Consider the following 24,702-nt stretch of genomic DNA (forward strand, 5'->3'; position numbering starts at 1 on the left):
ATTGTTAAGAGTACTGGTGTAAGAAAGAAGAGTGGAAAAGAAATGAAGGTAATACTGTCCGGATTGCAGTGGATGATTTTTATGATCGCAGGTGCAATTGCTACACCAATTGCTATCGCAGATTTATATAACTTAACACCCATTGAGACTTCTGGACTCATCCAGAGCACAATGATTGCGTTAGGGATAGCTGGATTGTTACAAGGCCTGATTGGTCATAAATTCCCTATTCATGAAGGTCCGGCAGGGTTATGGTGGAGCATATTCACCATCTATGCGAGTTTAGTGGGCGTGTTGTATTCTTCTAACAGTGCTGCCCTGCAAGCTTTAAGTGGAGGAATGATCATTAGCGGCGTTTTATTTATCCTTATTTCAGCATTTAAGCTAATGGATAAAATCGCCCGTTTATTTACACCAACGATCACCTTTATCTATTTGCTCTTATTGATCTTTCAATTAAGCGGTACCTTTATGAAAGGGATGATGGGGATCACCTCAAGCCACACTTTGTTAGATGTTAAAGTGTTCTTGCTTAGCGTGATTGTGATCTGCATGACCTTTTGGTTAGGGAACAGTCGCTTTGTTTTGCTGCGCCAATTTTCAGTCATTATTAGTATAGGGATCGGTTATTTATTATTTTTTATTTTCGGCAGTATGCCAGTGATTTCACAAGCGAATACTTTATTTAAGCTGCCGGAACTATTCCCTTTTGGAACGCCAAGCTTTGACGGCGGGACGATCACTACTGCTTTTTTACTAACATTGTTATTAATAACGAATGCGCTTGCATCCATTCGGTTGATGGAGACCGTTATGAAACCTAAGCAAACGGATAATCGCCGTTATTTGCGTGCTGGATTTATTTCTGGGCTTACGCATGTTATTAGTGGCAGTTTAGGGGCGATCGGCTCAGTGCCTATATCAGGAGCGGCGGGATATGTGGAACAGACAGGGATGAGGGAACGCCTATCGTTCATAATTGGATGCAGCTTAGTGATCTCAATTTCCTTGTTTCCACCAATGATGAACGTAATATCAGGTATTCCAGCTCCTATAGGCTATGCCGTTACCTTCGTCATTTTTGTAAAGATGGTGGGATTATCCCTGAGGGAATTGAAGAAGGTTATTCATGAAGAGCGAACTTATATCGTCAGTGGGGTTTCCCTTTTAGTTGGTGTGGGCCTGATGTTTGTCCCTCCATCATCCACGATAAATTTATCTCCCATCGTGATAGCCATCTTAAATAATGGATTAATTTGCGGAAGCCTGTTGGCTATTATTTTGGAGCAAGGATTAATGTGGAAAGAACGATATAAGGCTTCTAAGAAAATGAACCGTAATTTGGAGGGATAAAGATGCATTATTTAATTTCTGTTGTTGGTCTGATTGTTGTTCTATTGCTTGCATGGTTGGCGAGTAACAATAAGAAGAAGATCAAATATCGTCCAATTCTTATCATGATTGCTATTCAGGTTGTATTAGGCTTGCTGATATTAAAGACGAGCATAGGCGAATTCTTAATTAAAGGCTTTGCTGATGGCTTCTCGAAATTGCTTGGCTATGCGAATGAAGGCACTAACTTTGTTTTTGGCGGGATTGCAAATGAAGGAGCACACACCTTTTTCCTATTTGTTTTGATGCCAATCGTGTTTATGTCAGCATTAATAGGGATTTTGCAGCATTACAAAATATTGCCGTTCATTATCAAATATATTGGCTGGGTATTAAGTAAAGTAAACGGCATGGGGAAATTGGAATCTTATAATGCAGTTGCAGCGGCAATTGTAGGGCAAAACGAAGTATTTATTTCTGTGAAAAACCAGATTGGATTATTGCCTAAGCATCGCCTGTTCACATTATGTGCATCTGCCATGTCGACAGTATCCATGTCCATTGTTGGCTCTTATATGACGATGCTGGAGCCTAGGTATGTAGTGGCTGCATTAATATTAAACCTATTTGGCGGCTTTATTATTGCCTCCATCATTAATCCGTATGAGGTTACAGCGGAAGAGGATATCGTTGAGGTTCAGGAAGGCGAAAAACAAACGTTTTTTGAAATGCTGGGCGAATATATTATGGATGGCTTTAAAGTAGCCATAATAGTCGGCGTAATGTTAGTCGGGTTTGTTGGAATCATTGCTTTAATTAACGGAGTTTTCAGCGGTATATTCGGTATCTCGTTCCAAGGAATTCTAGGGTATGTCTTTGCACCAATTGCCTTTCTTATCGGTGTGCCATGGAATGAAGCGGTTACTGCGGGCAGTATTATGGCGACAAAGCTTGTTGCTAATGAATTTGTTGCTATGCTTGACTTTGTTAAGATTCAAGAAGGCTTAAGCGGTCGTACTGCAGCTATTGTCTCCGTTTTCCTAATCTCATTTGCTAACTTTGGATCCATTGGCACAATCGTGGGTGCAGTGAAGGGCTTGAATGAAAAACAAGGGAACATTGTTGCTCGATTTGGTTTAAAACTGTTGTTTGGCGCTACGCTTGTAAGCGTTTTATCAGCGATCATTATCGGTATCATCTTTTAGTAGAACCACTAATACCACTTAACTGAAATGGAGCTGTCCCAAAGCTTTAGCAGCTTGCGGGACGGCTCATGTTAAATTAAGGAGCCTTGAGCATGAAACAAAAACCTCGGTTTAAGCGAATTTTCGTCATCGTTATGGATTCTGTTGGCATTGGTGAAGCTCCAGATGCGCAAAAGTTTGGTGATGTAGGATCACATACATTACGGCATATTGCGGAAAGAATGAACGGGCTGAATGTTCCTGTTTTATCTAAGTTAGGGCTAAGCCATATCGATCTAATACCCGGGGTGCCTAGAGTAGAGCAGCCTTTAGCTTATTTCACCAAAATGGAAGAGGCTTCGAATGGGAAGGATACGATGACCGGTCACTGGGAGATTATGGGCCTGCGAATTGATGTTCCTTTCAAAGTATTCCCAGATGGATTTCCCGATGAATTAATCCATGAATTGGAGCAAAGAACTAGGCGAAAGATAATTGGGAATAAGCCAGCCAGCGGCACAGAAATTCTGGATGAGCTTGGACAAGAGCATATGAACACGGGGGCACTCATTGTCTATACTTCGGCTGATTCCGTTATTCAAATTGCGGCTCATGAAGAGGTTATTCCTTTGGCAGAGCTATATCAAATCTGTGAGATTGCAAGAGAGATTACGCTGCGTGAAGAATATATGCTCGGCAGAGTGATCGCTAGGCCATTCCTCGGACAGCCTGGAGATTTCAAGAGAACATCGAATCGTCATGATTATGCCTTGAAGCCTTATGGAAGAACGGTAATGAATGAGCTTAAAGATGCTGGGCTCGATGTACTAGCCATCGGCAAGATCTCAGATATCTATGATGGCGAAGGCGTTACTAGGTCCTTGCGCACCGTATCTAACATGGACGGCATGGATAAACTCATGGAGACGATTCGTACTGATTTTACGGGAATGAGTTTCTTGAATCTTGTTGATTTTGATGCACTCTATGGGCATCGCAGAGATCCGATCGGGTACGGAAAAGCACTAGAGGAATTTGATGAGCGGTTAAATGAAGTTCTTGCGGAGCTGACTGAAGATGATCTTCTCATGATTACGGCAGATCATGGCAATGATCCGGTTCATGCTGGTACAGATCATACACGTGAATATGTTCCTTTACTCCTATACAGCAAGAGCTTAACTGGACCAAGTGAACTGCCGGTAAGCAAGACCTTTTCGGATATTGGAGCAACGGTTGCAGATAACTTTGCTGTAGCCATGCCGCAATTTGGACAGAGTCTCCTTCAGGAGCTTAAATAACCTTCTTGCGAAAAGCAACGGGCTGTTCCAAAAGTAGCTTTGCTCACTTGAAGAGACAGCTCGATGAATAGAAATTTGGTGAAAATTTAAGGAATGGCGCTGCTAGGGAGGGTATCCCCGCAGCGCCATTTTTTACTGTTTGGACTATTGCTGTCTTCTGTACCATTCGCCGCCCTGAAAAAGAAAGGACTGGTCCAAAAGGCAGGCTCTCAAGCTAGAGAAGGAATGTCATGTACAATTTAATGAATACCTTTGCTCTATTTCTTAGCTTAGACAGGCAAAAAGGAGCAACAGTGAAGCTATGTTCATTAGTGGAGCAGGTCGGTTTCTGACTACTGAATAGAGCTGACGTTATCTCCGATTTGCCCTCAGATTATGCCTATTATTACGAAAAACGCTTCCTAAAATAGCGTAAGCTCCTCCTTTACAACATCTGTAGCGTAAGAGATGGGGCTCCTAGTGGGTTGGAGGTCTAAGCCCCTTTACTATTATACTTCTTGATCATTTCATTCAAATAATCTCGAAATTGTTCAAAATAGGCTTTGGGCTCTATTATTTCTAGATTTGTGCCGAAGCCTGCTAGAAATTGAAATCCAATACTATTGTGAGGGATATGGATGGTTGCTAAGAAATAGTCAGAACTATAAGGTTCGATACTTTATTAACAATCACGGAGTATTTTTAAACCTTTAAGCTAGCTGCAGAAAGGACCGTGAGCCTTATGTCAAACACCGCCGGTTTTCAATCTCTACATCCCATCCAGTATAATAAGGAAGACCATATTTCTTTATATTCTAGTAAACTTGATTATACGCTTGGGGAGGCAGACCATGAACAAAGAATTAATCGCGCAACTGGCGCAGTGGCATGAAGATGGTGATCACCAGAGTATTGTAGACACCCTAATGGAGATCCCTTCAGAGGATAGAGATTATGAGGCGGTCAGCAGTTTGGGAAGAGCGTATAACAATCTGGGACGTTATGAAGAAGCTCTTGAACAGTTTGGGTTGATTAAGGAACAGGGGCAAAATGACCCTTTGTGGTATTTTCGTGTGGGATATTCCTACTATTATTTGAATCAATATGAAGAAGCAGTGAGAGTGCTGGGTATTGCCCATGACCTGGATCCTGACGACGAGAATACGGCCATGTTACTGAGCTTTAGCCAGCGCAAGCTACGCAAAGAACAAAATGCCGCAGTTAGGCGGGCAATCAGAGCGCAGCATAATGATTCGGGGACGGCTGCAGCTCCTTTTGAAGGAATGGATCTCTCCGAATTTTGGGACGATAGCGATTATGCACTTAAAGAATATGTTTCCGCCCCGCCTACGGATGAGCTAATTGCTTCTGTAGAAGAACAGCTCGGCTACAAGCTTCCTGCTTCTTATATCAGTCTGATGAAGCAGCACAATGGGGGGATTCCTTATCATACTTGTTTCCCGACGGAGGACGCGACCTCATGGGCCGAGGATCATATTGCGGTTACGGGCATCATGGGCATTGGACGGGAGAAAAGCTATTCACTCTGCGGCGATCTCGGCAGCCCATTCATGATTGAGGAATGGGGGTATCCTGATATTGGCGTGGTAATTTGTGACTGCCCTTCGGCAGGCCATGATGTCGTGATGCTGGATTATCGGAACTGCGGGAGAGACGGCGAACCCGAAGTGATTCATGTGGATCAGGAAGATGATTATGAGATTACGTTTTTGGCGAAAGATTTCGAGACGTTTATACGCGGCTTGGTAAGTGAGGAGGAGTATGATACCTCTCAAGAAGATAAAGAGGAGGATCTGCGCAAAGTAGCCGTAGGCGAATTCTCGCCTTTGCTCGCCAAGCTGTGCAGCCATGTGCCTGAGGTAGACCAGCTTGAACAGAAGATTCGTAAAGTCTGTACCCGAATCGTTGATGAGAAGGGACACTTTTCGTTTCATGCGGATGAGCTATCAACTCTGATGTATGATGTGCAGTTCTGGCTCTACACCAGTTCTTATCCGAATACGAGCCGCCAACAATATTTGGATGTCTATGAGAAAATGATCGCTTTTGGCGGCGAGTTCGGTCAAGGCGGTTATGCTCCCGGCTGGATCAGCGACTGGCTGGATGGGCGGATACGGGAAGGGTTAATCGTTCAGGAAAACGGAATTCTTGGCTTTACGGACCAAGCCCGCTCAAAGGTCATTGCACGGTTGGAAGCCGCGGCGGTTTGAGATGCAGTTGAAGCAGCTCGATGAGAATGAGACGGTTATTCGCAATCTATACTCTCGGGCGGAGTTCGATTGATCACAACAGTATTCGTATGAAAAGTTAGGAAATCATAAAAAGTAATAACAGCTAGGAGAGATACGGATGGGAAATACGGATAAGTTTGAAATGATCGCTAGTAGTTATGATACCCCTGAAAGAATCTACATTGCAAAGGTAGCATCCGATGCCATTCGTGAATATGTAGTTGACGCTAAGAATAAGCATGCTATTGATTTTGGATGTGGAACGGGCCTTGTCGGAATGAACTTGTTAAACGATTTTCATTCTATGCTTTTTCTGGATACTTCACCAAATATGATTAATCAAATCCAGCAAAAAATTTCTGAGTGCAATATTCAGAATGCAGATACATTATGCTTTGATTTTGAAAAGGAGGGTCTAACAGATTTACAGGCGGACTATATTGTTATGACGCAGGTTCTCCTGCATATTCCTGATGTGGAACCCGTATTATCAAGATTATTCGATGTTTTGAATGAAGGGGGACATTTACTAATCGTAGACTTTGATAACAATGAAAATGTAGTTTCAGACATGGTTCATAATGGATTTAATCAAGCAGAGCTGGCTGATAGGATGACTAAACTAGGCTATAGAAATATTCAATCCAAAACCTTTTATCATGGAAGCAAACTATTTATGGGCCAGGATGCTTCCATGTTTGTTCTTGATGCTCAAAAATAATTACAGGTAAACGGTATATGATAAAGTTCTTGCGGAGCTGCGCGAAGATGATTTTCTCATGATTACGGCAGATTCATAGCAATGATTCGGTTCATACCGCTATTTGAACAGAGTCTCCTGCAGGAGTTTAAATAACCTTCATTTGAATAGAAACAGGATCCCTCACTTGGTGAGAGGAGTCCTGTTTTTTTATTTGCTATCTTGCTTCCGATGTTTTACAAAGACCGCCTAATTTCCTCTATAATAGTAGTGATTAACCTGAAATTGGTATAGCTCATTATCATTCAAGTATGTAGAGGGAGGATTTATGTACCGGATTCTCATTGTAGAAGATGATCAGCGAATTGCCGAACTTCTATCGAATCATTTAGATAAATACGGCTATCAGCCTATTGTGACTCAACAGTTTGATGCCATAGATCAAGCCTTTGAACAAATCATGCCTCATCTTGTGTTGCTGGATGTGAATCTGCCTAAATTTGATGGATACTATTGGTGCAAACAAATACGAAAAATTTCATCTTGTCCTATTATTTTTATTTCTGCCCGAACAGGAGAATTGGATCAGGTGATGGCAATTGAATATGGCGGAGATGACTTTGTAACCAAGCCTTTTTATTATGATGTCATCGTTGCCAAAGTGAAAAGTCAAATTCGCCGTTCGTATGGGGAGTTATCAATAGGTGCTGCTGAGACGGAACGAAAAGTTTTTTTTCATGGAGTGACTTTTTTTCCAGAACGTCCAGAACTACATTACGGACAGCAGAGAATATCGCTTATGAAAAAAGAAGGTGATCTTCTTGACCTTCTTATTAACAAGTATCCACGTACGGTAAAGCGGGAGAAAATATTTGAACGAATGTGGGACGAAAAAGAATTTATCAATGAGAATACGTTGAATGTTAATGTAGCTCGGTTACGCAAGAAGTTCACAGAGCTTGGAATAGACAATGCTATCGAAACCGTCAAGGGGTTAGGCTATCGCCTTAACGTATCTTGGAACGAGGTGGCCGAAGAATGAAATTATTTATCAAAGAAAATACGCCCTATATTGTACTTCATGTTCTGCAATTTGTTTTTTTATATTCGACTTTTCGCTGGCTGGATGTAAATATGGTTGAAGGCAATATTGTTTATCTTTTTTTAGTAAGTCTTTTTATGCTGATTATTTATCTTATATTTCGTTATGTGACTGAACACAGTGGCTATAAATGGCTAAGCAATCTTTCCAATTGGAAAGATGCGAAGGTTTTCTTACAAATGGACGTTACAACACCGCTGCTTCATACTTTCAAGAGAGGGCTTGCCAGACAATATCAGTTATTGCAGAGTGAAAAAGAAAAATCCATACAGGAAAAACAGGAGCAGATTGATTTTATGAATCGTTTTGTCCATTTGCTCAAAACACCGCTTTCCGCGTTGCATCTGATTGTCCAGGATTGTGAGGACTTGGATGGGTCAGAGGAAATGCGAGTTGAAATTGTCCGTATGGAGTACCAGTTGAATATGATTCTGACATTGTCAAGAATGTCTTCTTTTCGACAGGACTTCTATATTCAAACGGTATCAATAAAGCTGCTAGTGTTTGAAGTTATTAACGATTTAAAGAGCCACTTTATTCACCATCACCTATTCCCCTCAGCCGATATACACGAGGATGCCGTCGTACTTTCAGATCGCAAATGGTTGAAGTTTATACTGACGCAGTTGGTTACTAATGCCATTCGTTATTCTGATGGTGGAAACCGACAGATAAGAATATCTGCGATTCGACAGGTGGAGTTCATGACATTGACCGTGAAGGATGATGGCGTGGGCATCTCGCCTCAAGACCTTCCTAGAGTATTTGATTTGTATTTTACGGGTACCAATGGACGCCAATTCGGTGAATCCACAGGCATCGGCTTATATCTCGTTCGGAAAATTTGTAATGAGCTGGGCCACAAGGTTGCGATCCAATCCGCTTTAGGAGTAGGAACGGAGGTCAAGATTGATTTTTCATTATCCTCTTCTGGAACGACAAGGTGACGAATCTGTAATGTTGATGTTAGCTAGAACGATAGCGGCATCCCTTCCTTTCTTATAACCTTGGAGTAAGAAAAGAAAGGAGTGAACTAACGCATGAATATGTTGGAAATCAATAAGGTATCCAAAATATATGATGGGAAAGTGTCTTATCAGGCTTTGAGTTATATGGATTTTGTCGTACCGAAAGGTCAATTTGTTGGGGTTATGGGTCCATCGGGGAGTGGCAAGACAACTCTGTTGAATGTCATCTCGACCATTGATCATCCGACCACCGGAGAGGTTATCATCAATGGAAAAGAACCGCATCAGTTGCCAACGGAGCAATTGGCTGTGTTTCGACGCCGCGAGCTAGGTTTTGTGTTTCAGGACTTCAATTTATTGCCTACGTTGACAGTACAGGAAAATATTTTTCTGCCTTTAGCTCTGGACGGAGTCTCTATAAGCAAAATGAATGGACGGTTAAACGCCATTGCTCCTATTCTAGGGATTACTGACATTCTCGACAAGCGAACCTATGAAATATCTGGAGGTCAGGCCCAACGTGCTGCCATTGCAAGAGCCATAATACATGAACCGGCATTACTGCTTGCGGACGAACCAACTGGAAATTTGGACACCAAGTTATCTCGGGATGTAATGGAGCTGTTGCGCAATATTAATTGTCAAATTGGAGCAACGATGCTAATGGTTACTCATGATCCAACAGCTGCAAGCTATTGCGACCGAATTATTTTCATTCGAGATGGCTCTATATATAACGAGATTTATCGTGGGGAACATCAGGACGACTTCTACGGCAACATTATGGAAGTATTGTCTTTTATGGGAGGCGATTCTCGTGACTTTTCGGCAATTCGCACTTAAAAACGTACAACGAAATTATAAAGCCTACTTGGCCTATTTTCTTAGCAGCACCTTTTCCATATTGGTCTTTTTTCTATTTGCTGTGAATCTATTTCATCCTATGATCGGAGAAAGCTTCACTTCTGGACCCGTTCATTCTGTTCTGTCTACAGGAGAAATTGCAATATCCATATTTTCTTTACTGTTTATCCTTTATTCAGTGGGAACTTTTTTGAAGATGCGATCAGGAGAATTTGGTTTGTTGATAATGTTAGGTGCTACACGTAAGCAATTGAATCGACTGATTTCATTGGAGAATATCATCATTGGACTTGCCTCAATGGTGATGGGAATTATCACTGGGCTTTTTTTATCTAAATATTTTTTAATGTTTGCTTCAATGATTCTGGAAGTTCCAGAGCTCGAATTTTACATGCCAGTGAAAGCTATTATTTTTACATTAACCTGCTTTCTAATCATATTCCTCTTGATCTCTAAGCTCGCTCCGTTTGCAGTGAGGTCTAAGGAGATCATTGAGCTCCTTAAAGGGAATCGGAAGCCTAAAGAACCACCTAAAGCATCAATATGGCTCTCAATAGCAGGATTATTAATGATTGCCTCAGGTTATCTTATTGTAATATTAGAAATGGCGATCCCTTATGACTTGGGTGTAATCGCGATACTGGTTTCAGCAGGAACCTACCTATTCTATTCTCAACTCAGTGTATTTACTTTAATGCGATTAGCAGCCCTTCCAACATTCTTTTTTCGAAAAACGAACTTGCTTTGGGTGTCAGACTTGGTCTATCGTATGAAGGATAATGCTCGATTATTGTTTGTTGTTACGATTACCTGCACGGTATCATTCACGACAATGGCAGCTTTTTTTGCCATTTATCAGTCTGTAGACGAGGAATATGCGAAGAGTTATCCGATTCCGTTCAATTATTCCTCCTTTTCCTCAGACGTTCAGCGTGAACATAATCTTTCTATTATTTCTTCAAGATTAGATGAGGAAGGGCTGTCGTATACGACAGTCTCAGTACCGTTTCTAGTATTCGACAGCGATTCAAGTCAGAAGTCCGGAGCAATATCCACGGAAGGCTATAATCGTCTTGCGGAACTCTTGAACCGAGACCGATTGCATTTAGAACAGGGAGAAGCTATTGAAGTCTCCAACTGGACGAAGAAAGTCAATTCCCTTATATCAATCGAGAAGAATGAAGCTTTATACTTAGGAAGTCATACACTTCGGCTTATCGGTGCCGTCCAAGAAAACATATTCCCAGAGGGATCATTTAGAAATTTGTATGTATTGAATGATTCGGATTTCGAGAAACAGGATTCTGTATTAAACGAAGGGATATATTATGGATATTTAGTTCCGAATTGGACGGAGGCATCCGCAGCAGCTGAAAAAATCAGCATTCAAATTGGGAATGATTGGGACGCGTTTAAATATCGCTCATCACCGGATTGGTATCAGACGGATCAATTAACTTACAAATTAATTCTCTTTGTGGGGGCGTTTATCAGCATCGTGTTTTTTATAGCAGCTGGAAGCTTCATTTACTTCCGCTTTTATACCGATGTTCAGGAGGAAAAAGGGAAGTTTCGAAATCTGCGAAAAATTGGCATGACGATCCGTGAGGTGAAGCAGATTATTACGGTTCAGCTGGCAATCCTTTTCTTTATCCCGATCTTCCTGGCAGCATTACATTCTGTATTTGCATTGCAAATGCTGCAAACACGAGTGGCTACTTCTATTGGAGGTTATGCATCTAGTATTTTGATTTTCTTTTTAGTAGCATGGTCCATATACTTCTTATTTCTTCGTTCTCGCTTTTTGAGAAGCTTATTGGAAGAGACTTAATCTCGGTATATGATTGGAACCGCAATAATCATTAGGAGAATGAACATAATGAAACAATTGATATGGCTGACGGGTCTTTCTGGATCAGGAAAGACGTCGATTGCTAATGGGCTGAAGCCGCTAATTGCAAATTGCTATATTCTTGATGGCGATGTTCTTCGTAAAGGAATTAATCAGGATCTACAATTCAGTGAGGAGGATCGGATTGAGGTTGGCAGAAGAACGGGTGAAATTGCCAAGATTCTACTGGATGCCAATCTTAATGTAATCGTTGCTTCCATTTCTCCACACCGCGCAGCTCGTGATAAAGTTCGTTCTCTCGTGGGAGCTTCTTTCATTGAGGTATTTGTTCAATGCCCATTAGAAGTTTGCGAGCAAAGGGACCCGAAGGGCTTATATCGCAAAGCGAGAGCTGGTGAAATCAAAAATTTTACAGGGATCGATTCGCCGTATGAAGCGCCTATTAATCCGGATGTAATTGTAGAAACCGATAGGCTTTCTTTAGAGGAATGTGTGACTAAGATTATGGAATTTACTGCTTCAAAAACGAATGGATGATCCATTGCAGCAATGTTCATACATTTGTATGAAGTTTGGAATTATTGGTTGAAAATAACAAGCTTAGCATGATAAAATGGAACAATCTAAAGGAACGGAGGGTTATGTGTGATAAATTATTCCCGGTTGAGGAAGCAATGCAAATAATTGCAACTGCTATTTGTGCTCTGTTCTTTGCAGAGTAATCGGGATTAGTTTGCCTATTTACACATATCTCCGCGTATTCGATTAGACGCTCTCCGTATGAGAGTGCTTCTTTGCATACCCTATTGGGTTGTACTTTTGCGGACACTCAGGCATTCTAATTTTTGATTACGCTGCACAGACATCAGATGTCTGTGTTTTTTTATTTTGCAGCCCAAAAGGAGAATGCCGTATGATGACAAAAAATAATAATCAGCCTATAAAAGATGAGTTCTTAAGTCTAGCTAAGCTAAATGGACTGAGATTGAATCCCGAGTACCTCGATATTAATGAGTCGGGGATGGATTTTCTCGTTGCTTTTGCAGCGGATGAGGAAGGAACATCTTGGATCCTTCGCAAGCCTAGGCGCTCCGACGTATTGGAGAGAGCGAAGAATGAGCAAAAGGTGCTGAAAGTTGTGGGCAAAAGCCTGCCTGTCGACGTCCCGGATTGGCGAATCTTTACGCCCGAGCTTATTGCTTATCCTCTGCTGGCTGGACAGCCGATTGCGACTGTAGACCCTGCGGGAGGAGGTTATGTCTGGCAGTTCGAACAGTCTACGCTGACGGATGTATTCTTCGAGTCTCTTGCCCATACACTTGCCGCTCTACACAATGTCAATCATGCAGAGGCTGTACAGGCGGGAGTAAGGATCAAGACTCCTCAGGAAGCTCGAGAGGGTTTTGCCGCAACGATAGAAGAAATTAAACAAAGCTTCACCATTCCTGCCAAGCTGTATGAACGATGGACAGCATGGCTGTCTAACGATAGCTACTGGCCAGAGCACTCCGTGCTGTATCATGGTGACCTCCATCCCCCTCATATCATCGTTGATAGCATGCAGCGTGTAACGGGTCTGATTGACTGGACAGAAGCGGAGATTGGCGATCCTGGGAAGGATTTTGTCATCCTGTATGCTCTTTTTGGAGATGAGGGGCTGCGGGAATTGTTAAAACGCTATGAAGGAGCTGGGGGTAGAACATGGCCTCGTATGCAGGAGCATATCGCTGAGCAGTGGGCAGCGTACCCAGCCATAGTCGCCAAGTTTGCGCTGATTACTGGACAAGAAAGTTACAGGGAAATGGCAATTGGGATGATGGAGAGTTGGAACGTCAATTAATGGTCTAGATAAAGCCTATTCGCTGCCGGCTTCTTAATTTTTTATTATCATTTGTTTTTTATGTCTTAGCCGATGGAAATACAGGGAACTATAAAATAAGCGGAGATACTTGTATAATAAGAAGGTTGTAAAAACATAAGCCGCTTAAAGGAACGTGAATGGGCTTCATCTTGTTGAGTTAGAGAGGAAAGAAAGCATGGACAACCAGAATAAGCAGAAGAAACAAGAAACACAACAATTAGTGCGCGGGCTGAAGGCTCGCCATCTTACAATGATTTCGTTAGGCGGCTCCATTGGAACGGGACTGTTCTTGGCAAGCGGCGGCGCGATTCATACGGCTGGGCCTGGAGGGGCGCTGCTCGCCTATGCGGCGATTGGGCTTATGGTTTATTTTCTAATGACCAGCCTTGGAGAAATGGCAGCCTATATGCCCGTGTCCGGCTCATTCAGTACGTACGCAGGAAGATTCGTCGATCCAGCGCTTGGGTTCGCGCTCGGCTGGAATTATTGGTTTAATTGGGCGATAACGATTGCCGCTGAAATTTCGGCTGCGAGTCTTATCGTGAAATATTGGCTGCCTGAATCCTCCACAATGCTGTGGAGCGCTTTGTTCCTCGGCATTATTGTGTTCATCAATTATTTATCAGTCAAGGCATTCGGCGAGTCGGAATATTGGTTCTCAATTATTAAGGTTGCGACTGTCATCTTGTTTATAGGCATCGGGATCTTGATGATTGTCGGCATTCTCGGGGATAATGAGGCGGGCTTCCGAAATTTGACGGTAGGTGATGCACCGTTTCATGGCGGATTCATGGCGCTGTTAGGGGTATTCATGACGGCAGGCTTCTCGTTTCAAGGAACGGAGCTGATTGGCATTACTGCAGGGGAGAGCGAAGATCCCGCGAAAAATGTGCCGAAGGCGATCAAGCAAATTTTTTGGCGCATATTGCTGTTCTATATTCTCTCCATCTTTGTCATTGGAACGTTGATCTCGTATCAGGACCCGATGCTGCTTAATGCAGATATTACGAATATCGCGGTTAGCCCGTTTACGATTGTTTTTGAGAGAGCAGGCTTCGCCTTCGCAGCTTCGGTAATGAATGCGATTATTCTGACCTCTGTTCTATCCGCCGGCAGTTCCGGCCTTTATGCTTCCACTCGAATGTTATGGGTGCTTGCTAAGGAGGGCAAGGCGCCGGGTTGGCTGAAGCGTCTTAATAAGCGCGGTATTCCGATTGCTTCTCTAGCTGTCACCGCTGCGATCGGCATGCTGGCTTTCTTCGCTTCTTTGTTCGGGGATGGCGTCGTCTATATGTGGCTGCTTAATGCTTCAGGCATGTGCGGCTTTATTACTTGGTTAGGTATAGCAATTAGCCATTACCGTTTCCGTAAAGCCTTCGTGGCGCAGGGGCACAGCTTGGATGAGCTTCCTTACCGGGCGAGATGGTTTCCGTTCGGCCCGATCGTTGCGCTAGTCGTTTGTGCAATTGTCATTATTGGCCAAGGCTATTCCATGTTTCAAGAGGGCAACGTCAATGTATACGGATTGATTGCCACGTATATTGGATTGCCGCTGTTTATCTTCGTATTTGTCGGATATAAAATCAAGAATCGTACGCGGATCGTTCCGCTTGCAGATTGCCAGTTCAAGGATTAAGGAATTTGGAGAACAGCCTCTATCATATTCGAATTGTGATCCACAAGAAGACCTTCTTGTGGGTCATTTTTTATTCAAGCATACGATAGAGGAACTCCTTCTCCTTTTGTATTTCACATAAATTCATGTCAAGCCAACGTCTGCTATGCATAAGTAGAAAGCTCGACTCACCGTCATGGCGCAGAATCCTGTCCTTTACAGGAAAAATGATGTCTGATAGAATAGCTACATTCTATTGTTAACCAATATTATTTATTATTAGTTAACAATAGAGCGCGGATATTGAAAGGTGGTAATAGCTTGTGACCCTGTCTTATGAACGACTGTCAGCTCTAAATAAAGAAAAGGTATGGCATCCTTTTACTCAAATGAAAGACTACAATAACTCCGATCCTCTCATCATCGAGCGCGGCGAGGGCATTAAATTATATGACGTGAACGGGCGTGCCTATTATGATGGCTTCTCTTCGGTATGGCTCAATGTCCATGGGCATAACATACCTGAGCTCAACCAAGCGATCATTGATCAGCTGGGGCGTGTTGCCCACTCTACCCTCCTTGGCATGGCTAATGTGCCTGCCATTGAGCTTGCAGAAAGATTGGCAGCGATCTCTCCAAAAGGATTAAATAAAGTGTTTTACTCTGATTCTGGGGCAACAGGTGTGGAAATTGCGCTCAAAATGGCGTTTCAATATTGGAAGAACAAGGGGGCAGAGAGGAAGACCAAGTTTATCACGATGAATGAAGCCTATCATGGAGATACGATAGGAGCAGTTAGTGTCGGGGCAATTCCGTTATACCATGAGGTGTTTCGCCCCATGCTGTTTCCTGCCTACAGCATTCCATATCCCAAAGCAAATCGTTCAGCTGGCGGCGAAGAGCTAGCAAAGGAAGCGGTGTTAGCAGCATTACGTCATTTACTTGAAACTAGCGCGGATGAAATCGCAGCTCTCATCGTAGAGCCGATTGTACAAGGGGCTAGCGGCATCATGATTATGCCAGAGGGCTGTTTGCGTGAGTTGGCAGCGCTGTGCCGCAGCTATGATGTACTATTTATTGCCGATGAGGTGGCCACTGGCTTTGGCCGAACAGGCGCAATGTTTGCTTGTGACCTCGAAGAGGTATCGCCTGATTTGATGGTAATCGGGAAAGGCCTTACAGGCGGCTATTTGCCGGTGGCAGCAACGCTTGCGACAGATGAGATTTATGATGCCTTTTATGCCGATTACGAGGACCAGAAAACGTTCTTCCATGGCCATTCCTTCACTGGCAATCCTCTCGGCTGTGCGGTTGCTATAGCCAGCCTGAAGCTTATTGAAGAGCGCAACATTATTGCAGGAGTACGGTCAAAGGCAGCATTCGTAGAGCGCAAGCTCGCCGTTCTGCACAATGCCCCGCATGTCGGTGATATCAGGCAGAAGGGACTGATGATTGGAATTGAGCTTGTACGAAGCAAGGCGGAGCATGAGGAATATGATTGGTCAGAACGAATGGGTGTTCGCGTGACCCAGAGGGCAAGGGAGCTTGGCATGCTTACGAGACCGCTAGGCAATGTTGTCGTCTTCATGCCGCCGCTTGCCAGCACAGAGGACGAATTAGATGCGATGACAGATATTTTAATTGAAGCTATCCTCAGTGTTACGGAAGGACAGCCTCTTCTATGATGCGCGGGTTATTTATTGTCGGAACGGACACTGGCGTAGGAAAAACAATTATAACGGCTGCGCTTGCCGCAGCTCTTCGCGCCAATGCTATGAATGTCGGCATTTGGAAGCCCGTACAGTCCGGTGAGCGATTAGGAAGCGGGGCTACAGACGCAGAGCGCCTTCTGCAATATTCAGGATTGCAGGAGCATCCGGATAGGGTAGCGACCTTCACCTTCGAAGCTCCGCTTACGCCGCTGCTTGCAGCCAAGCAAGCGGGTGCAGCTCTGACTATGCAGGGGCTGGCTGCTGCTGGTGAAGCTTTGATGCAGCGTTATGATTCGCTTCTCGTCGAAGGGGCTGGGGGTTCCGCCGTTCCATTAACGGATGATGCTCTTATTGCAGATTTGATTGCGAAACTTCAGATTCCTGCTTTGATCGTAGCTCGAAGCGGTCTTGGCACGATTAACCATACGCTTCTTACGATATTTTATTTGCGGCAGCAGGGGATTCCAATGATAGGCTTTATTCTGAATGACGGACAAGCAAGCGGCGACGAGGCAGACCCTAGCGTTGCAACTAATGCAGCGTTGATTGAACGCTACAGCGGCATCCAATCACTCGGGCATTTCCCTTGCTTGAGGGAAGAAATTGACACACTATCGCTGATTCATGCAGTTCGTGAACGGATTCAATTGGAAACGATCAGAGAAGCAATAATTGCTCAGAGGAATGGAATTAAGCCTTAGAATCTATGGCTATAGGGTGGTATCAAGATCATGAATTGGATGGAAAAAGAACTTGAGCAATTACATAACGCATCGCTGGAGCGTCTCTTGCATGACAGTGCTCCAGATCCCCGGCGCCCTGCTTATATGTTAAGAGGAGAACGGTCATTGCTTAATTTAGCCTCCAATGACTATCTGGGGTTAGCTCAACATCCTGCCGTTATTCACACAATGCGCGAAGCGCTGCTTACCGAGGGGGGCGGAGCAGGAGCGTCACGTCTTGTAACTGGCAACCGCCTGCCATACGGAGCTCTTGAAGAAGAACTGTCTCGATGGCAGGGGAATGAAGCGTCGCTTGTTTTTGCGAATGGATATATGGCGAATACAGGAGTGATTAGTGCGCTTGCGGGAAGGGGTGATGTGGTGTTCAGCGACCAATTGAACCATGCGAGCATAGTGGATGGCATTGTGCAGAGCCGGGCAGAGCATGCCCGGTATCGACATAACGATATAGAGCATTTGGAGGCTTTGCTCAAGAAGCATCTTCCTAAAAGGCGCAAGCTGATTGTGACGGATGCGGTTTTCTCTATGGATGGGGATCTAGCACCATTAAGCAAGCTGGCTGCGCTCAAACGCAAGTATGGAGCGATGCTTATGGTAGACGAGGCGCATAGCGGAGGGATCTATGGTGAACGAGGCCAGGGACTTTGTGTTAGTCTTGGCCTCCAGCATGAGGTGGATATTCATATGGGCACCTTCAGTAAAGCATTTGGCTTATACGGGGCGTACATCTCTGGCAGCCATACATTGGTTCGCTGGCTAATTAACAAGGCTAGGCCGCTGATTTATTCGACTGCCTTGCCGCCTTCTTTAGTAGCTGGGATTTCGACTTCATTAGCCTTAATTAAGGCGGAACATTGGCGCCGCGAACGATTATTTTCATTAACCTCCTTGTTTCGAGCTTCACTTCGCGAGGCAGGCTTTGCGATTGATACGGGAGCTTCTCCTATTGTACCGCTTATTGTCGGTGATAATGAAGTGGCCCTATGCTTCAGCAAAGCTCTGGAACGGGAAGGAATTGAAGCGGTGGCGATTCGACCGCCAACGGTTCCAACGGGGACAGCTCGAATTCGCTTCACGATATCAGCCGCGCATACGGAAAAGCAGCTGCTTCATGCGGCCTTGGTAATTGCGACAATTGGCAATCAGTTAGGGGTGACGCGTGCATGAATACAGCCACAAACGTTGCAGGATGGGAACAGGATAGATCATCTAGTGGCATGATCTTGTGGCTAACAGGATGGAGCTTGCCGGCTGCTGTTTTTGATCGGCTTCGTGAGCTGCTGCCCGAATACGAGCATATTACTATCGAGTACAATGCTGCGGACTCTCCTGATAGCATGCTGGAAATGACAGAAGCAGCAGTAAGAAAAGTCTGGTATGTCGAACAAGCAGATGGCAGCATCCGGCGCTTCCACGGCTCGATCCTAATCGCAGGCTGGTCGCTTGGTAGTTTGCTGGCGTTGCGATTAGCTTCTAAGGGCTACGCTGATGGACTGGTGCTGCTGGGTGCAACGGCTCGCTTCATTCGCTCAAGAGAAGACAGCGTTCCAGGCTGGGCAGATGCGATTATTCGGCAAATGATTAGAGGGATCTCGAAAGATCGATTAGCTGTGGAGAACAATTTCAGACAGTTGATGTTTAGCGAGGCAGAAGGGGAGAGGGGGCTTGCTGCAAGCAGCCTTCCTCCAATCGGCAGTTGGACAATGCCAGCACTGCTTGCAGGCCTTGAGCTTTTACGAAGCGAGGAATGCTTGTCCCAATTGCCGCATATAGAATGTCCAGTCCTGCTTATTCATGGAATGGAGGATGCGATTTGTACTTATCCTGCTGTTCTAGAGCTTGCGAATCAGTTGCCTCAGGCCAAGCTAATTGCCATACCTGAGTGCGGGCATATGCCTTTTTGGGGAAGAGAAGTATATGCAGTTGAAGAGCTGAGGAGATGGCGTCATGAGCAGCAACAGAATTAATGCCATTCAACGCCAATTTAATCGGAGCTCGATTTCTTATGATGCTCATGCCAAAATTCAGCGAATGATGGCTGATCGGCTTGTGGAACTCATTAGAGCATTTAATAATGAAGGATTCAAACAGGAGCTGAGTATCCTTGAGATCGGATGCGGTACCGGGGCTTTAACTCAAATCCTATTGGAAGAAGGGCATAAAGCCAAAATTATTGCACTTGATATTGCTCCCGAGATGATTAAAGCAGCAAAGAAACGTATCCGATCAGCGGAACCTGTACAGTTCATTCATGCGGATATTGAAACGTGGGCGGCTGAAGCGCAAATGGACTCGTTTGATATTATTATTTCCAATGCCTGCTTTCAATGGTTGAGTGATCCCCAAGGTACGCTAGTGCATCTTAAGCGGGTGCTCCGTTCTGAAGGGCTGCTGTTATTTGCTACATTCGGGCCCGATACATTTTGCGAGATGCACCAGTCTTTCAACGAAGTTTATCGGGCCTTGGGAAGGGAGCCTCAGCGCCACGGACTGTCATTTCATTCATCGGAGGAATGGGAATCCATGCTTGAGCAATCCGGGTACTCAGGCTTCCGTTGCACACGTTCTATTCATGTTGAACAATATGGATCGCCAAGTGATTTCCTTCATTCGGTCAAAGCAATGGGAGCCAGTACTTCCGAAGCAGCTGCGATAGCCGGATACAGTACGAGACGCTTGTTCACGGATATGTATAAGGAATACGAGGAGAGATTCAGTATGCCGGGAGGCGTTGCCGCCACCTATGATCTCCTCTTCATTCAAGCAAATACCGCTGGTCGTTAACTAGAGATCATAGCTATGGCACATATTTAAGTGCACCGCAGGATGCCTGCGGTGCTTTTTATTTTATTGATATAAAGGGGCAGATTGATTACGTCATTACGTGGATAAAAGATAACTGCAGTGTATTGACATTAAATTGCAATAAATCTTATAATGTTAAGAATTTACAGAGAAAAGGATGAGCATAATGGCAGCAATTGAGGCAACAGGACTATCCAAAACATTCCGCCAGGCGATAAAGGAGCCGGGGCTCAAAGGTTCAGTGAAGCATCTATTCACACAAAACTATCAGAATAAAAAGGCGGTCGACAGCATTGATCTCAAAATTGAGGAGGGAGAATCCGTAGCTTACCTAGGCCCTAATGGTGCGGGTAAGTCGACGACGATCAAAATGCTGTCAGGCATTCTTGTCCCTACCTCAGGCACGGTGAAGGTCAATGGCATTATTCCGCATGAGCAGCGAATTCGGCACGCCCAGCAGATCGGAGTTGTTTTCGGTCAGCGGACACAATTGTGGTGGGATATTCCCGTGAGAGAGTCCTTCTCTCTATTGAAGGATATTTATGAAATACCTGAGCGTATCTATCAACAAAATCTCGAGCGCTTCTATGAGCTGCTAGAGCTTGAGGAGTTCGTTCATTTGCCTGCACGCAAAATATCATTAGGCCAACGCATGCGTGCTGACCTTGCGGCCGCCCTTTTGCATAATCCTCCGATTGTATTCCTGGACGAGCCTACAATTGGTCTGGACATCGCTGTGAAGCATCGCATTCGTGAGTTTATTAAACAAATCAATCAAGAGCAGGGTACGACAATTCTATTAACGACGCATGATTTGGATGATATCAAAGATATTTGCCGCAGACTGGTTATTATCGACAAGGGCATGATTATCTACGACGGCTCCATGGAAAAGGTGTTGGATGCTTTTGCGCAAGAGAGGACGATTCACTTCCAGGTTCGCGACTCTATCATGGCGCTTAGGCCAGTTCTGCAAGCCATTCCGGGTATCGAATTAGAGGAATGGAATGAGCGAGGCCAGTCCTTCTCGATTAAGTTCAACCGCTTCCAGCATTCCGCAGGCGAGATTGCCAGCCAAATTATGAAGGCTGCTGATGTGATTGATTTTCGAATTGACGAGCCTTCGATCGATAGAATTATTCACAAGCTCTATAATGGTGAGTTGGATTTTCAAGGGGAGCCGGAGGTTGCTGGTCTATGATCTTCCATAGAAAATACATTTCGCTTATGAAAACGTCGATGCAGGTCGCCTTGTCTTATCGTTTCAATTTTTTCGTAGGCGCGATTGCAGGAATCGTTTTTATTACGGTTCTCTTTTATATTTGGCAGGCGATTTATGAGCAAAAAACGGAGATTGGCGGCTTAAGCTGGCAGGATATGAAGACCTATTTGCTTATTGTTTTCATTTCCAACACCTTGCTAACTTGGTACTCGGAGACGGCTATCTCACGAAAAATTATGGATGGCAGCATCGCAGCAGATTTGATGAAGCCCTATGATTTTCAGAAAGCGAAATTCGCAGAGACAATTGGAACAAGTATCGTTGAGGGCGGAATAAGCGTATTGTTCGCCGTCCTATGGGCTTTGCTGTTCACAGGTGTGAAGCTTCCTCCAGATTGGATATCCGGCAGCCTTTTTATCGTTAGCATGCTATTATCTTTCTTTATTAAGTTCGGTATCGTCTATCTCGCGGCTCTCGTCTGCTTCTATACGACAAGTGTAGCAGGGGTTGCATGGGCTAGAGCAGCTATTACGAATTTATTCTCTGGGGCGCTTGTGCCGCTTACGATGTTCCCGGAATGGCTGGGCACGTTAGCAAGCTGGCTGCCGTTCCAAGGGATCGTATATGTTCCTGCAATGATCTATATGGGGCAGATGGAGCATATGGAAGCTGTCGGCAGAATCGGGCTGCAGCTTATGTGGGTTATTCTATTGTGGTTCTTCGGCAAGGCAATATGGAAATGGTCTGTGCGTCAAGTGACGATACACGGCGGATAGGAGAAATGTGATGAAATGGAAACGCACCTTGTTCATTTACTATCGGCTAATAACACAGCATGTAAAAGCTATTCTTGAGTATCAAGCAGACTTCTGGATCGCGATGGTTGCAGCTATGCTCACTCAGCTGCTTGGCATTATATTCATCTGGGTCATCTTTGATAAGATTCCCGATATACATGGCTGGGATTTTTGGCAAATCGTATTTTTAAGCTCATTGATTTTCTTCTCGGAAGGCGTGACTTCATTTCTGTTCAACGGAATTTGGTTCATTAGCGGAATGGTCAATCGGGGAGAGTTTGATCGGCTGCTTGTCAGGCCGTTGTCACCTGTCCTTCAAATCTCTGCTTCATCATTTGGAATGAACGGGATTGGGAATATCATTATCGGCTTGATTTTCTTAGTTCAAGCGCTTCGGCATATTGAGCTGGCATGGAGCGGGTGGACAATCATTCTGGTCATCGTCTTCGTATTATCAGGCATAATTATTCGTTTCGCCATTAATCTGGCGGCTAACAGCGTTTCGTTCTGGACGCATGAGCCAGGCAACAGCTTCCCGCTGATGATTCATAGCCTAAGCGATTTCGGCAAATATCCGATTACGATCTTTACTTCCGGCATTCAGTTATTTATTTCAATTGCGATACCGTACGCGTTCATCAGCTATTACCCTGCTGCCTATTTGTTCGGCAAAGAGGATTGGTCTTGGGTCGGATTATTGACTCCCGTTATTGCCATTGTCTTTATGGCAGCAGCCATATTCGTCTTTAATACAGGTCTTAAGCGCTATGAGAGTGCCGGGAATTAGTCATCCAATATTTACTGCTTTTAGTGAATGATGATGTCCGCAGATTGGGGTAGCCTAACCGTTGAGCAGATAGAACAACAACGAGAGGGTAACCAATGGAGCAGACGTTGCATGATTTAGTTGCTGTTGTGAATGATTTTCTTTGGTCCAAGCTGTTGATCATTATGCTTATAGCCATCGGCCTTTATTTCACCCTCCGATCCAATGTCCTGCAAATACGAATGCTAAAAGAAATGGTCCGATTGCTGTTCGAGCCGAATAAAGGGCCGCGCGGCAGCATTTCTCCTTTTCAGGCCTTCTGTATTAGTATGGCGGCTCGGGTCGGAACTGGGAATATAACAGGAATTTCCATTGCGATCGCATTAGGCGGGCCGGGTTCCGTATTCTGGATGTGGATTATTGCGATTATAGGCTCTGCCTCCAGCTTTGTAGAGAGCACGCTGGCACAGGTGTACAAAATCAAAGATGGAGACAGCTTCCGCGGGGGCCCGGCTTATTATATGCAATCGGGTTTGAAGAAGCGGTGGATGGGAACTCTATTCGCCATTTTGATTACATTGTCCTTTGGACTTGTGTTTAATGCAGTGCAATCGAATACAATTACAATCGCTTTTGAGAACTCCTTTGGCACGAATCGGCTAGTTGTCGGAATAATAATGACGGTTATATTCGCTATCATTATTATTGGCGGCGTTAAGCGAATTGCCAAGCTGTCGGAGTATATTGTCGTTGTATTGGCTGTGCTGTATATTGGGGTTGCCCTGGTTATCGTCGTTATCAATATAACAGAGATGCCGGCAGTCATTGCCTTGATTGTGAAAAATGCGTTCGGGATTGAACAGGTAGCTGGAGGTTCACTTGGGGCAGCATTAATGAACGGTGTGAAGCGAGGGCTTTTCTCTAATGAAGCGGGTATGGGTAGTGCTCCCAATGCTGCGGCGACAGCTACGACGAGCCATCCAGCAAAGCAAGGGTTAATTCAAGCTCTGGGCGTGCTGTTTGATACATTAGTGATTTGTACGAGCACAGCATTCATTATTTTGCTGTCAGGCGTGTATAACCAGAAGGATCTGGGCGGTATTGAGCTAACGCAAGCGGCACTAAGCGTGCATATGGGGGCATGGGCCTCAGGATTTCTTGCTATTATGGTGTTCTTGTTCGCCTTCAGTACGTTGATGGGAAATTATTATTATGGAGAGACTAATATTGAATTTCTGAATACGCGTAAGGCATGGTTGTGGTTATATCGTATTTGTGTACTAGCGATGGTTATTTTCGGCTCTGTTGCGAAGGTGCAGCTCGTCTGGGATTTAGCGGATTTGTTCATGGGCTTTATGGTGGTAGTCAACCTGATCGCTATTACTTTGTTGTCGCGAATTGCATTCAATGTGCTGCGCAATTATATGCAGCAGAAGAAGGCTGGCGTGGACCCTCAGTTCGTAAAAAGCAGCGTCAAAGGACTGGAGCAAGTCGAGTGCTGGGATGATTAAATAGCTTTAACAATAGGTCCGTTCCTCTGAGAGGGATGGGCCTGTTTATCTTGTTTTGGCTAGCTTATGCATAGTTGACTTGTGGCTGTCGCCAACATATAAGTTTATAGGTCTAAATACCTTCTTTCTTTTCACT

General features: G+C 44.4%; 21 protein-coding genes. All 21 read left to right on the forward strand.

The window, feature by feature from the left end; genetic code table 11:
- The first annotated feature begins 42 nt into the window (after window positions 1-42).
- Window positions 43-1,353, forward strand: a complete 1,311-nt coding sequence (locus AC50YO_RS05650) for a purine/pyrimidine permease (protein ID WP_494844277.1) — start codon at window positions 43-45, stop codon at window positions 1,351-1,353.
- Between the two features lie 2 nt (window positions 1,354-1,355).
- Window positions 1,356-2,537, forward strand: a complete 1,182-nt coding sequence (locus AC50YO_RS05655) for a NupC/NupG family nucleoside CNT transporter (RefSeq protein WP_494844281.1) — start codon at window positions 1,356-1,358, stop codon at window positions 2,535-2,537.
- Window positions 2,538-2,629: 92 nt separating this feature from the next.
- Window positions 2,630-3,817 carry a phosphopentomutase gene (gene deoB / locus AC50YO_RS05660; protein WP_494844286.1) on the forward strand — a complete coding sequence of 396 codons (1,188 nt, stop codon included), beginning with the start codon at window positions 2,630-2,632 and terminating at the stop codon, window positions 3,815-3,817.
- 830 nt (window positions 3,818-4,647) lie between these two features.
- The gene (locus tag AC50YO_RS05665) at window positions 4,648-6,027 is read left to right on the forward strand and encodes an SMI1/KNR4 family protein (RefSeq protein WP_494844289.1); all 1,380 of its coding nucleotides are present in this window, start codon (window positions 4,648-4,650) and stop codon (window positions 6,025-6,027) included.
- A gap of 139 nt (window positions 6,028-6,166) precedes the next feature.
- Window positions 6,167-6,769 carry a class I SAM-dependent methyltransferase gene (locus tag AC50YO_RS05670; protein ID WP_494844292.1) on the forward strand — a complete coding sequence of 201 codons (603 nt, stop codon included), beginning with the start codon at window positions 6,167-6,169 and terminating at the stop codon, window positions 6,767-6,769.
- A 307-nt stretch (window positions 6,770-7,076) separates the two neighbouring features.
- Window positions 7,077-7,790: a response regulator gene (locus tag AC50YO_RS05675; protein ID WP_494844295.1), complete on the forward strand. Its 714-nt coding sequence runs from the start codon at window positions 7,077-7,079 to the stop codon at window positions 7,788-7,790.
- Window positions 7,787-8,797, forward strand: a complete 1,011-nt coding sequence (locus AC50YO_RS05680; RefSeq protein ID WP_494844300.1) for a sensor histidine kinase — start codon at window positions 7,787-7,789, stop codon at window positions 8,795-8,797. Before AC50YO_RS05675 ends, AC50YO_RS05680 begins: the two co-directional genes overlap by 4 nt.
- Before the next feature lie 93 nt (window positions 8,798-8,890).
- Window positions 8,891-9,661 (forward strand): ABC transporter ATP-binding protein, encoded by a 771-nt coding sequence (locus tag AC50YO_RS05685; RefSeq protein WP_494844305.1) that lies wholly within the window; start codon window positions 8,891-8,893, stop codon window positions 9,659-9,661.
- A gap of 100 nt (window positions 9,662-9,761) precedes the next feature.
- Window positions 9,762-11,513, forward strand: coding sequence for an FtsX-like permease family protein (locus AC50YO_RS05690; protein WP_494845280.1), 1,752 nt, complete (start codon window positions 9,762-9,764; stop codon window positions 11,511-11,513).
- A gap of 48 nt (window positions 11,514-11,561) precedes the next feature.
- The gene (gene cysC, locus AC50YO_RS05695) at window positions 11,562-12,071 is read left to right on the forward strand and encodes an adenylyl-sulfate kinase (RefSeq protein WP_494844309.1); all 510 of its coding nucleotides are present in this window, start codon (window positions 11,562-11,564) and stop codon (window positions 12,069-12,071) included.
- A gap of 379 nt (window positions 12,072-12,450) precedes the next feature.
- The gene (locus AC50YO_RS05700; RefSeq protein WP_494845283.1) at window positions 12,451-13,374 is read left to right on the forward strand and encodes a macrolide 2'-phosphotransferase; all 924 of its coding nucleotides are present in this window, start codon (window positions 12,451-12,453) and stop codon (window positions 13,372-13,374) included.
- A gap of 196 nt (window positions 13,375-13,570) precedes the next feature.
- Window positions 13,571-15,031 carry an amino acid permease gene (locus AC50YO_RS05705; RefSeq protein WP_494844314.1) on the forward strand — a complete coding sequence of 487 codons (1,461 nt, stop codon included), beginning with the start codon at window positions 13,571-13,573 and terminating at the stop codon, window positions 15,029-15,031.
- Window positions 15,032-15,333: 302 nt separating this feature from the next.
- A complete protein-coding gene (bioA, locus tag AC50YO_RS05710) occupies window positions 15,334-16,695 on the forward strand; it encodes an adenosylmethionine--8-amino-7-oxononanoate transaminase (RefSeq protein WP_494844318.1) in 1,362 nt (453 codons plus the stop codon).
- Entirely contained in the window at window positions 16,692-17,423 is a 732-nt protein-coding gene (gene bioD / locus AC50YO_RS05715; RefSeq protein WP_494844320.1) for a dethiobiotin synthase, read from the forward strand. Before bioA ends, bioD begins: the two co-directional genes overlap by 4 nt.
- 30 nt (window positions 17,424-17,453) lie before the next feature.
- Complete coding sequence (bioF, locus tag AC50YO_RS05720) at window positions 17,454-18,632, forward strand: 8-amino-7-oxononanoate synthase (protein ID WP_494844322.1); 1,179 nt, start codon at window positions 17,454-17,456, stop codon at window positions 18,630-18,632.
- Complete coding sequence (locus AC50YO_RS05725; protein ID WP_494844324.1) at window positions 18,629-19,432, forward strand: alpha/beta fold hydrolase; 804 nt, start codon at window positions 18,629-18,631, stop codon at window positions 19,430-19,432. The genes bioF and AC50YO_RS05725 overlap by 4 nt, the downstream gene beginning before the upstream one ends.
- The gene (gene bioC, locus AC50YO_RS05730) at window positions 19,413-20,249 is read left to right on the forward strand and encodes a malonyl-ACP O-methyltransferase BioC (RefSeq protein WP_494844326.1); all 837 of its coding nucleotides are present in this window, start codon (window positions 19,413-19,415) and stop codon (window positions 20,247-20,249) included. The genes AC50YO_RS05725 and bioC overlap by 20 nt, the downstream gene beginning before the upstream one ends.
- 187 nt (window positions 20,250-20,436) lie before the next feature.
- Entirely contained in the window at window positions 20,437-21,471 is a 1,035-nt protein-coding gene (locus AC50YO_RS05735; RefSeq protein ID WP_494844328.1) for an ABC transporter ATP-binding protein, read from the forward strand.
- A gap of 26 nt (window positions 21,472-21,497) precedes the next feature.
- Window positions 21,498-22,268 (forward strand): ABC transporter permease, encoded by a 771-nt coding sequence (locus AC50YO_RS05740; RefSeq protein ID WP_494844330.1) that lies wholly within the window; start codon window positions 21,498-21,500, stop codon window positions 22,266-22,268.
- 10 nt (window positions 22,269-22,278) lie between these two features.
- Entirely contained in the window at window positions 22,279-23,076 is a 798-nt protein-coding gene (locus tag AC50YO_RS05745) for an ABC transporter permease (RefSeq protein WP_494844332.1), read from the forward strand.
- A 95-nt stretch (window positions 23,077-23,171) separates the two neighbouring features.
- A complete protein-coding gene (locus AC50YO_RS05750; RefSeq protein ID WP_494844335.1) occupies window positions 23,172-24,566 on the forward strand; it encodes an alanine/glycine:cation symporter family protein in 1,395 nt (464 codons plus the stop codon).
- Window positions 24,567-24,702: the final 136 nt, after the last annotated feature.

The sequence above is a fragment of the Paenibacillus sp. J22P59 genome (genome assembly GCF_059383895.1).

What these genes read in the sequence shown, in the direction of transcription:
- bioC (WP_494844326.1), top strand. Translation starts at nt 19,413, where the DNA reads ATGAGCAGCAACAGAATTAATGCCATTCAACGCCAATTTAATCGGAGC.
- AC50YO_RS05685 (WP_494844305.1), top strand. Translation starts at nt 8,891, where the DNA reads ATGAATATGTTGGAAATCAATAAGGTATCCAAAATATATGATGGGAAA.
- bioD (WP_494844320.1), top strand. Translation starts at nt 16,692, where the DNA reads ATGATGCGCGGGTTATTTATTGTCGGAACGGACACTGGCGTAGGAAAA.
- AC50YO_RS05745 (WP_494844332.1), top strand. Translation starts at nt 22,279, where the DNA reads ATGAAATGGAAACGCACCTTGTTCATTTACTATCGGCTAATAACACAG.
- AC50YO_RS05725 (WP_494844324.1), top strand. Translation starts at nt 18,629, where the DNA reads ATGAATACAGCCACAAACGTTGCAGGATGGGAACAGGATAGATCATCT.
- AC50YO_RS05670 (WP_494844292.1), top strand. Translation starts at nt 6,167, where the DNA reads ATGGGAAATACGGATAAGTTTGAAATGATCGCTAGTAGTTATGATACC.
- AC50YO_RS05700 (WP_494845283.1), top strand. Translation starts at nt 12,451, where the DNA reads ATGACAAAAAATAATAATCAGCCTATAAAAGATGAGTTCTTAAGTCTA.
- AC50YO_RS05650 (WP_494844277.1), top strand. Translation starts at nt 43, where the DNA reads ATGAAGGTAATACTGTCCGGATTGCAGTGGATGATTTTTATGATCGCA.
- AC50YO_RS05705 (WP_494844314.1), top strand. Translation starts at nt 13,571, where the DNA reads ATGGACAACCAGAATAAGCAGAAGAAACAAGAAACACAACAATTAGTG.
- bioF (WP_494844322.1), top strand. Translation starts at nt 17,454, where the DNA reads ATGAATTGGATGGAAAAAGAACTTGAGCAATTACATAACGCATCGCTG.
- AC50YO_RS05690 (WP_494845280.1), top strand. Translation starts at nt 9,762, where the DNA reads ATGATCGGAGAAAGCTTCACTTCTGGACCCGTTCATTCTGTTCTGTCT.
- deoB (WP_494844286.1), top strand. Translation starts at nt 2,630, where the DNA reads ATGAAACAAAAACCTCGGTTTAAGCGAATTTTCGTCATCGTTATGGAT.
- AC50YO_RS05735 (WP_494844328.1), top strand. Translation starts at nt 20,437, where the DNA reads ATGGCAGCAATTGAGGCAACAGGACTATCCAAAACATTCCGCCAGGCG.
- AC50YO_RS05740 (WP_494844330.1), top strand. Translation starts at nt 21,498, where the DNA reads ATGAAAACGTCGATGCAGGTCGCCTTGTCTTATCGTTTCAATTTTTTC.
- cysC (WP_494844309.1), top strand. Translation starts at nt 11,562, where the DNA reads ATGAAACAATTGATATGGCTGACGGGTCTTTCTGGATCAGGAAAGACG.
- AC50YO_RS05750 (WP_494844335.1), top strand. Translation starts at nt 23,172, where the DNA reads ATGGAGCAGACGTTGCATGATTTAGTTGCTGTTGTGAATGATTTTCTT.
- AC50YO_RS05655 (WP_494844281.1), top strand. Translation starts at nt 1,356, where the DNA reads ATGCATTATTTAATTTCTGTTGTTGGTCTGATTGTTGTTCTATTGCTT.
- AC50YO_RS05675 (WP_494844295.1), top strand. Translation starts at nt 7,077, where the DNA reads ATGTACCGGATTCTCATTGTAGAAGATGATCAGCGAATTGCCGAACTT.
- AC50YO_RS05680 (WP_494844300.1), top strand. Translation starts at nt 7,787, where the DNA reads ATGAAATTATTTATCAAAGAAAATACGCCCTATATTGTACTTCATGTT.
- AC50YO_RS05665 (WP_494844289.1), top strand. Translation starts at nt 4,648, where the DNA reads ATGAACAAAGAATTAATCGCGCAACTGGCGCAGTGGCATGAAGATGGT.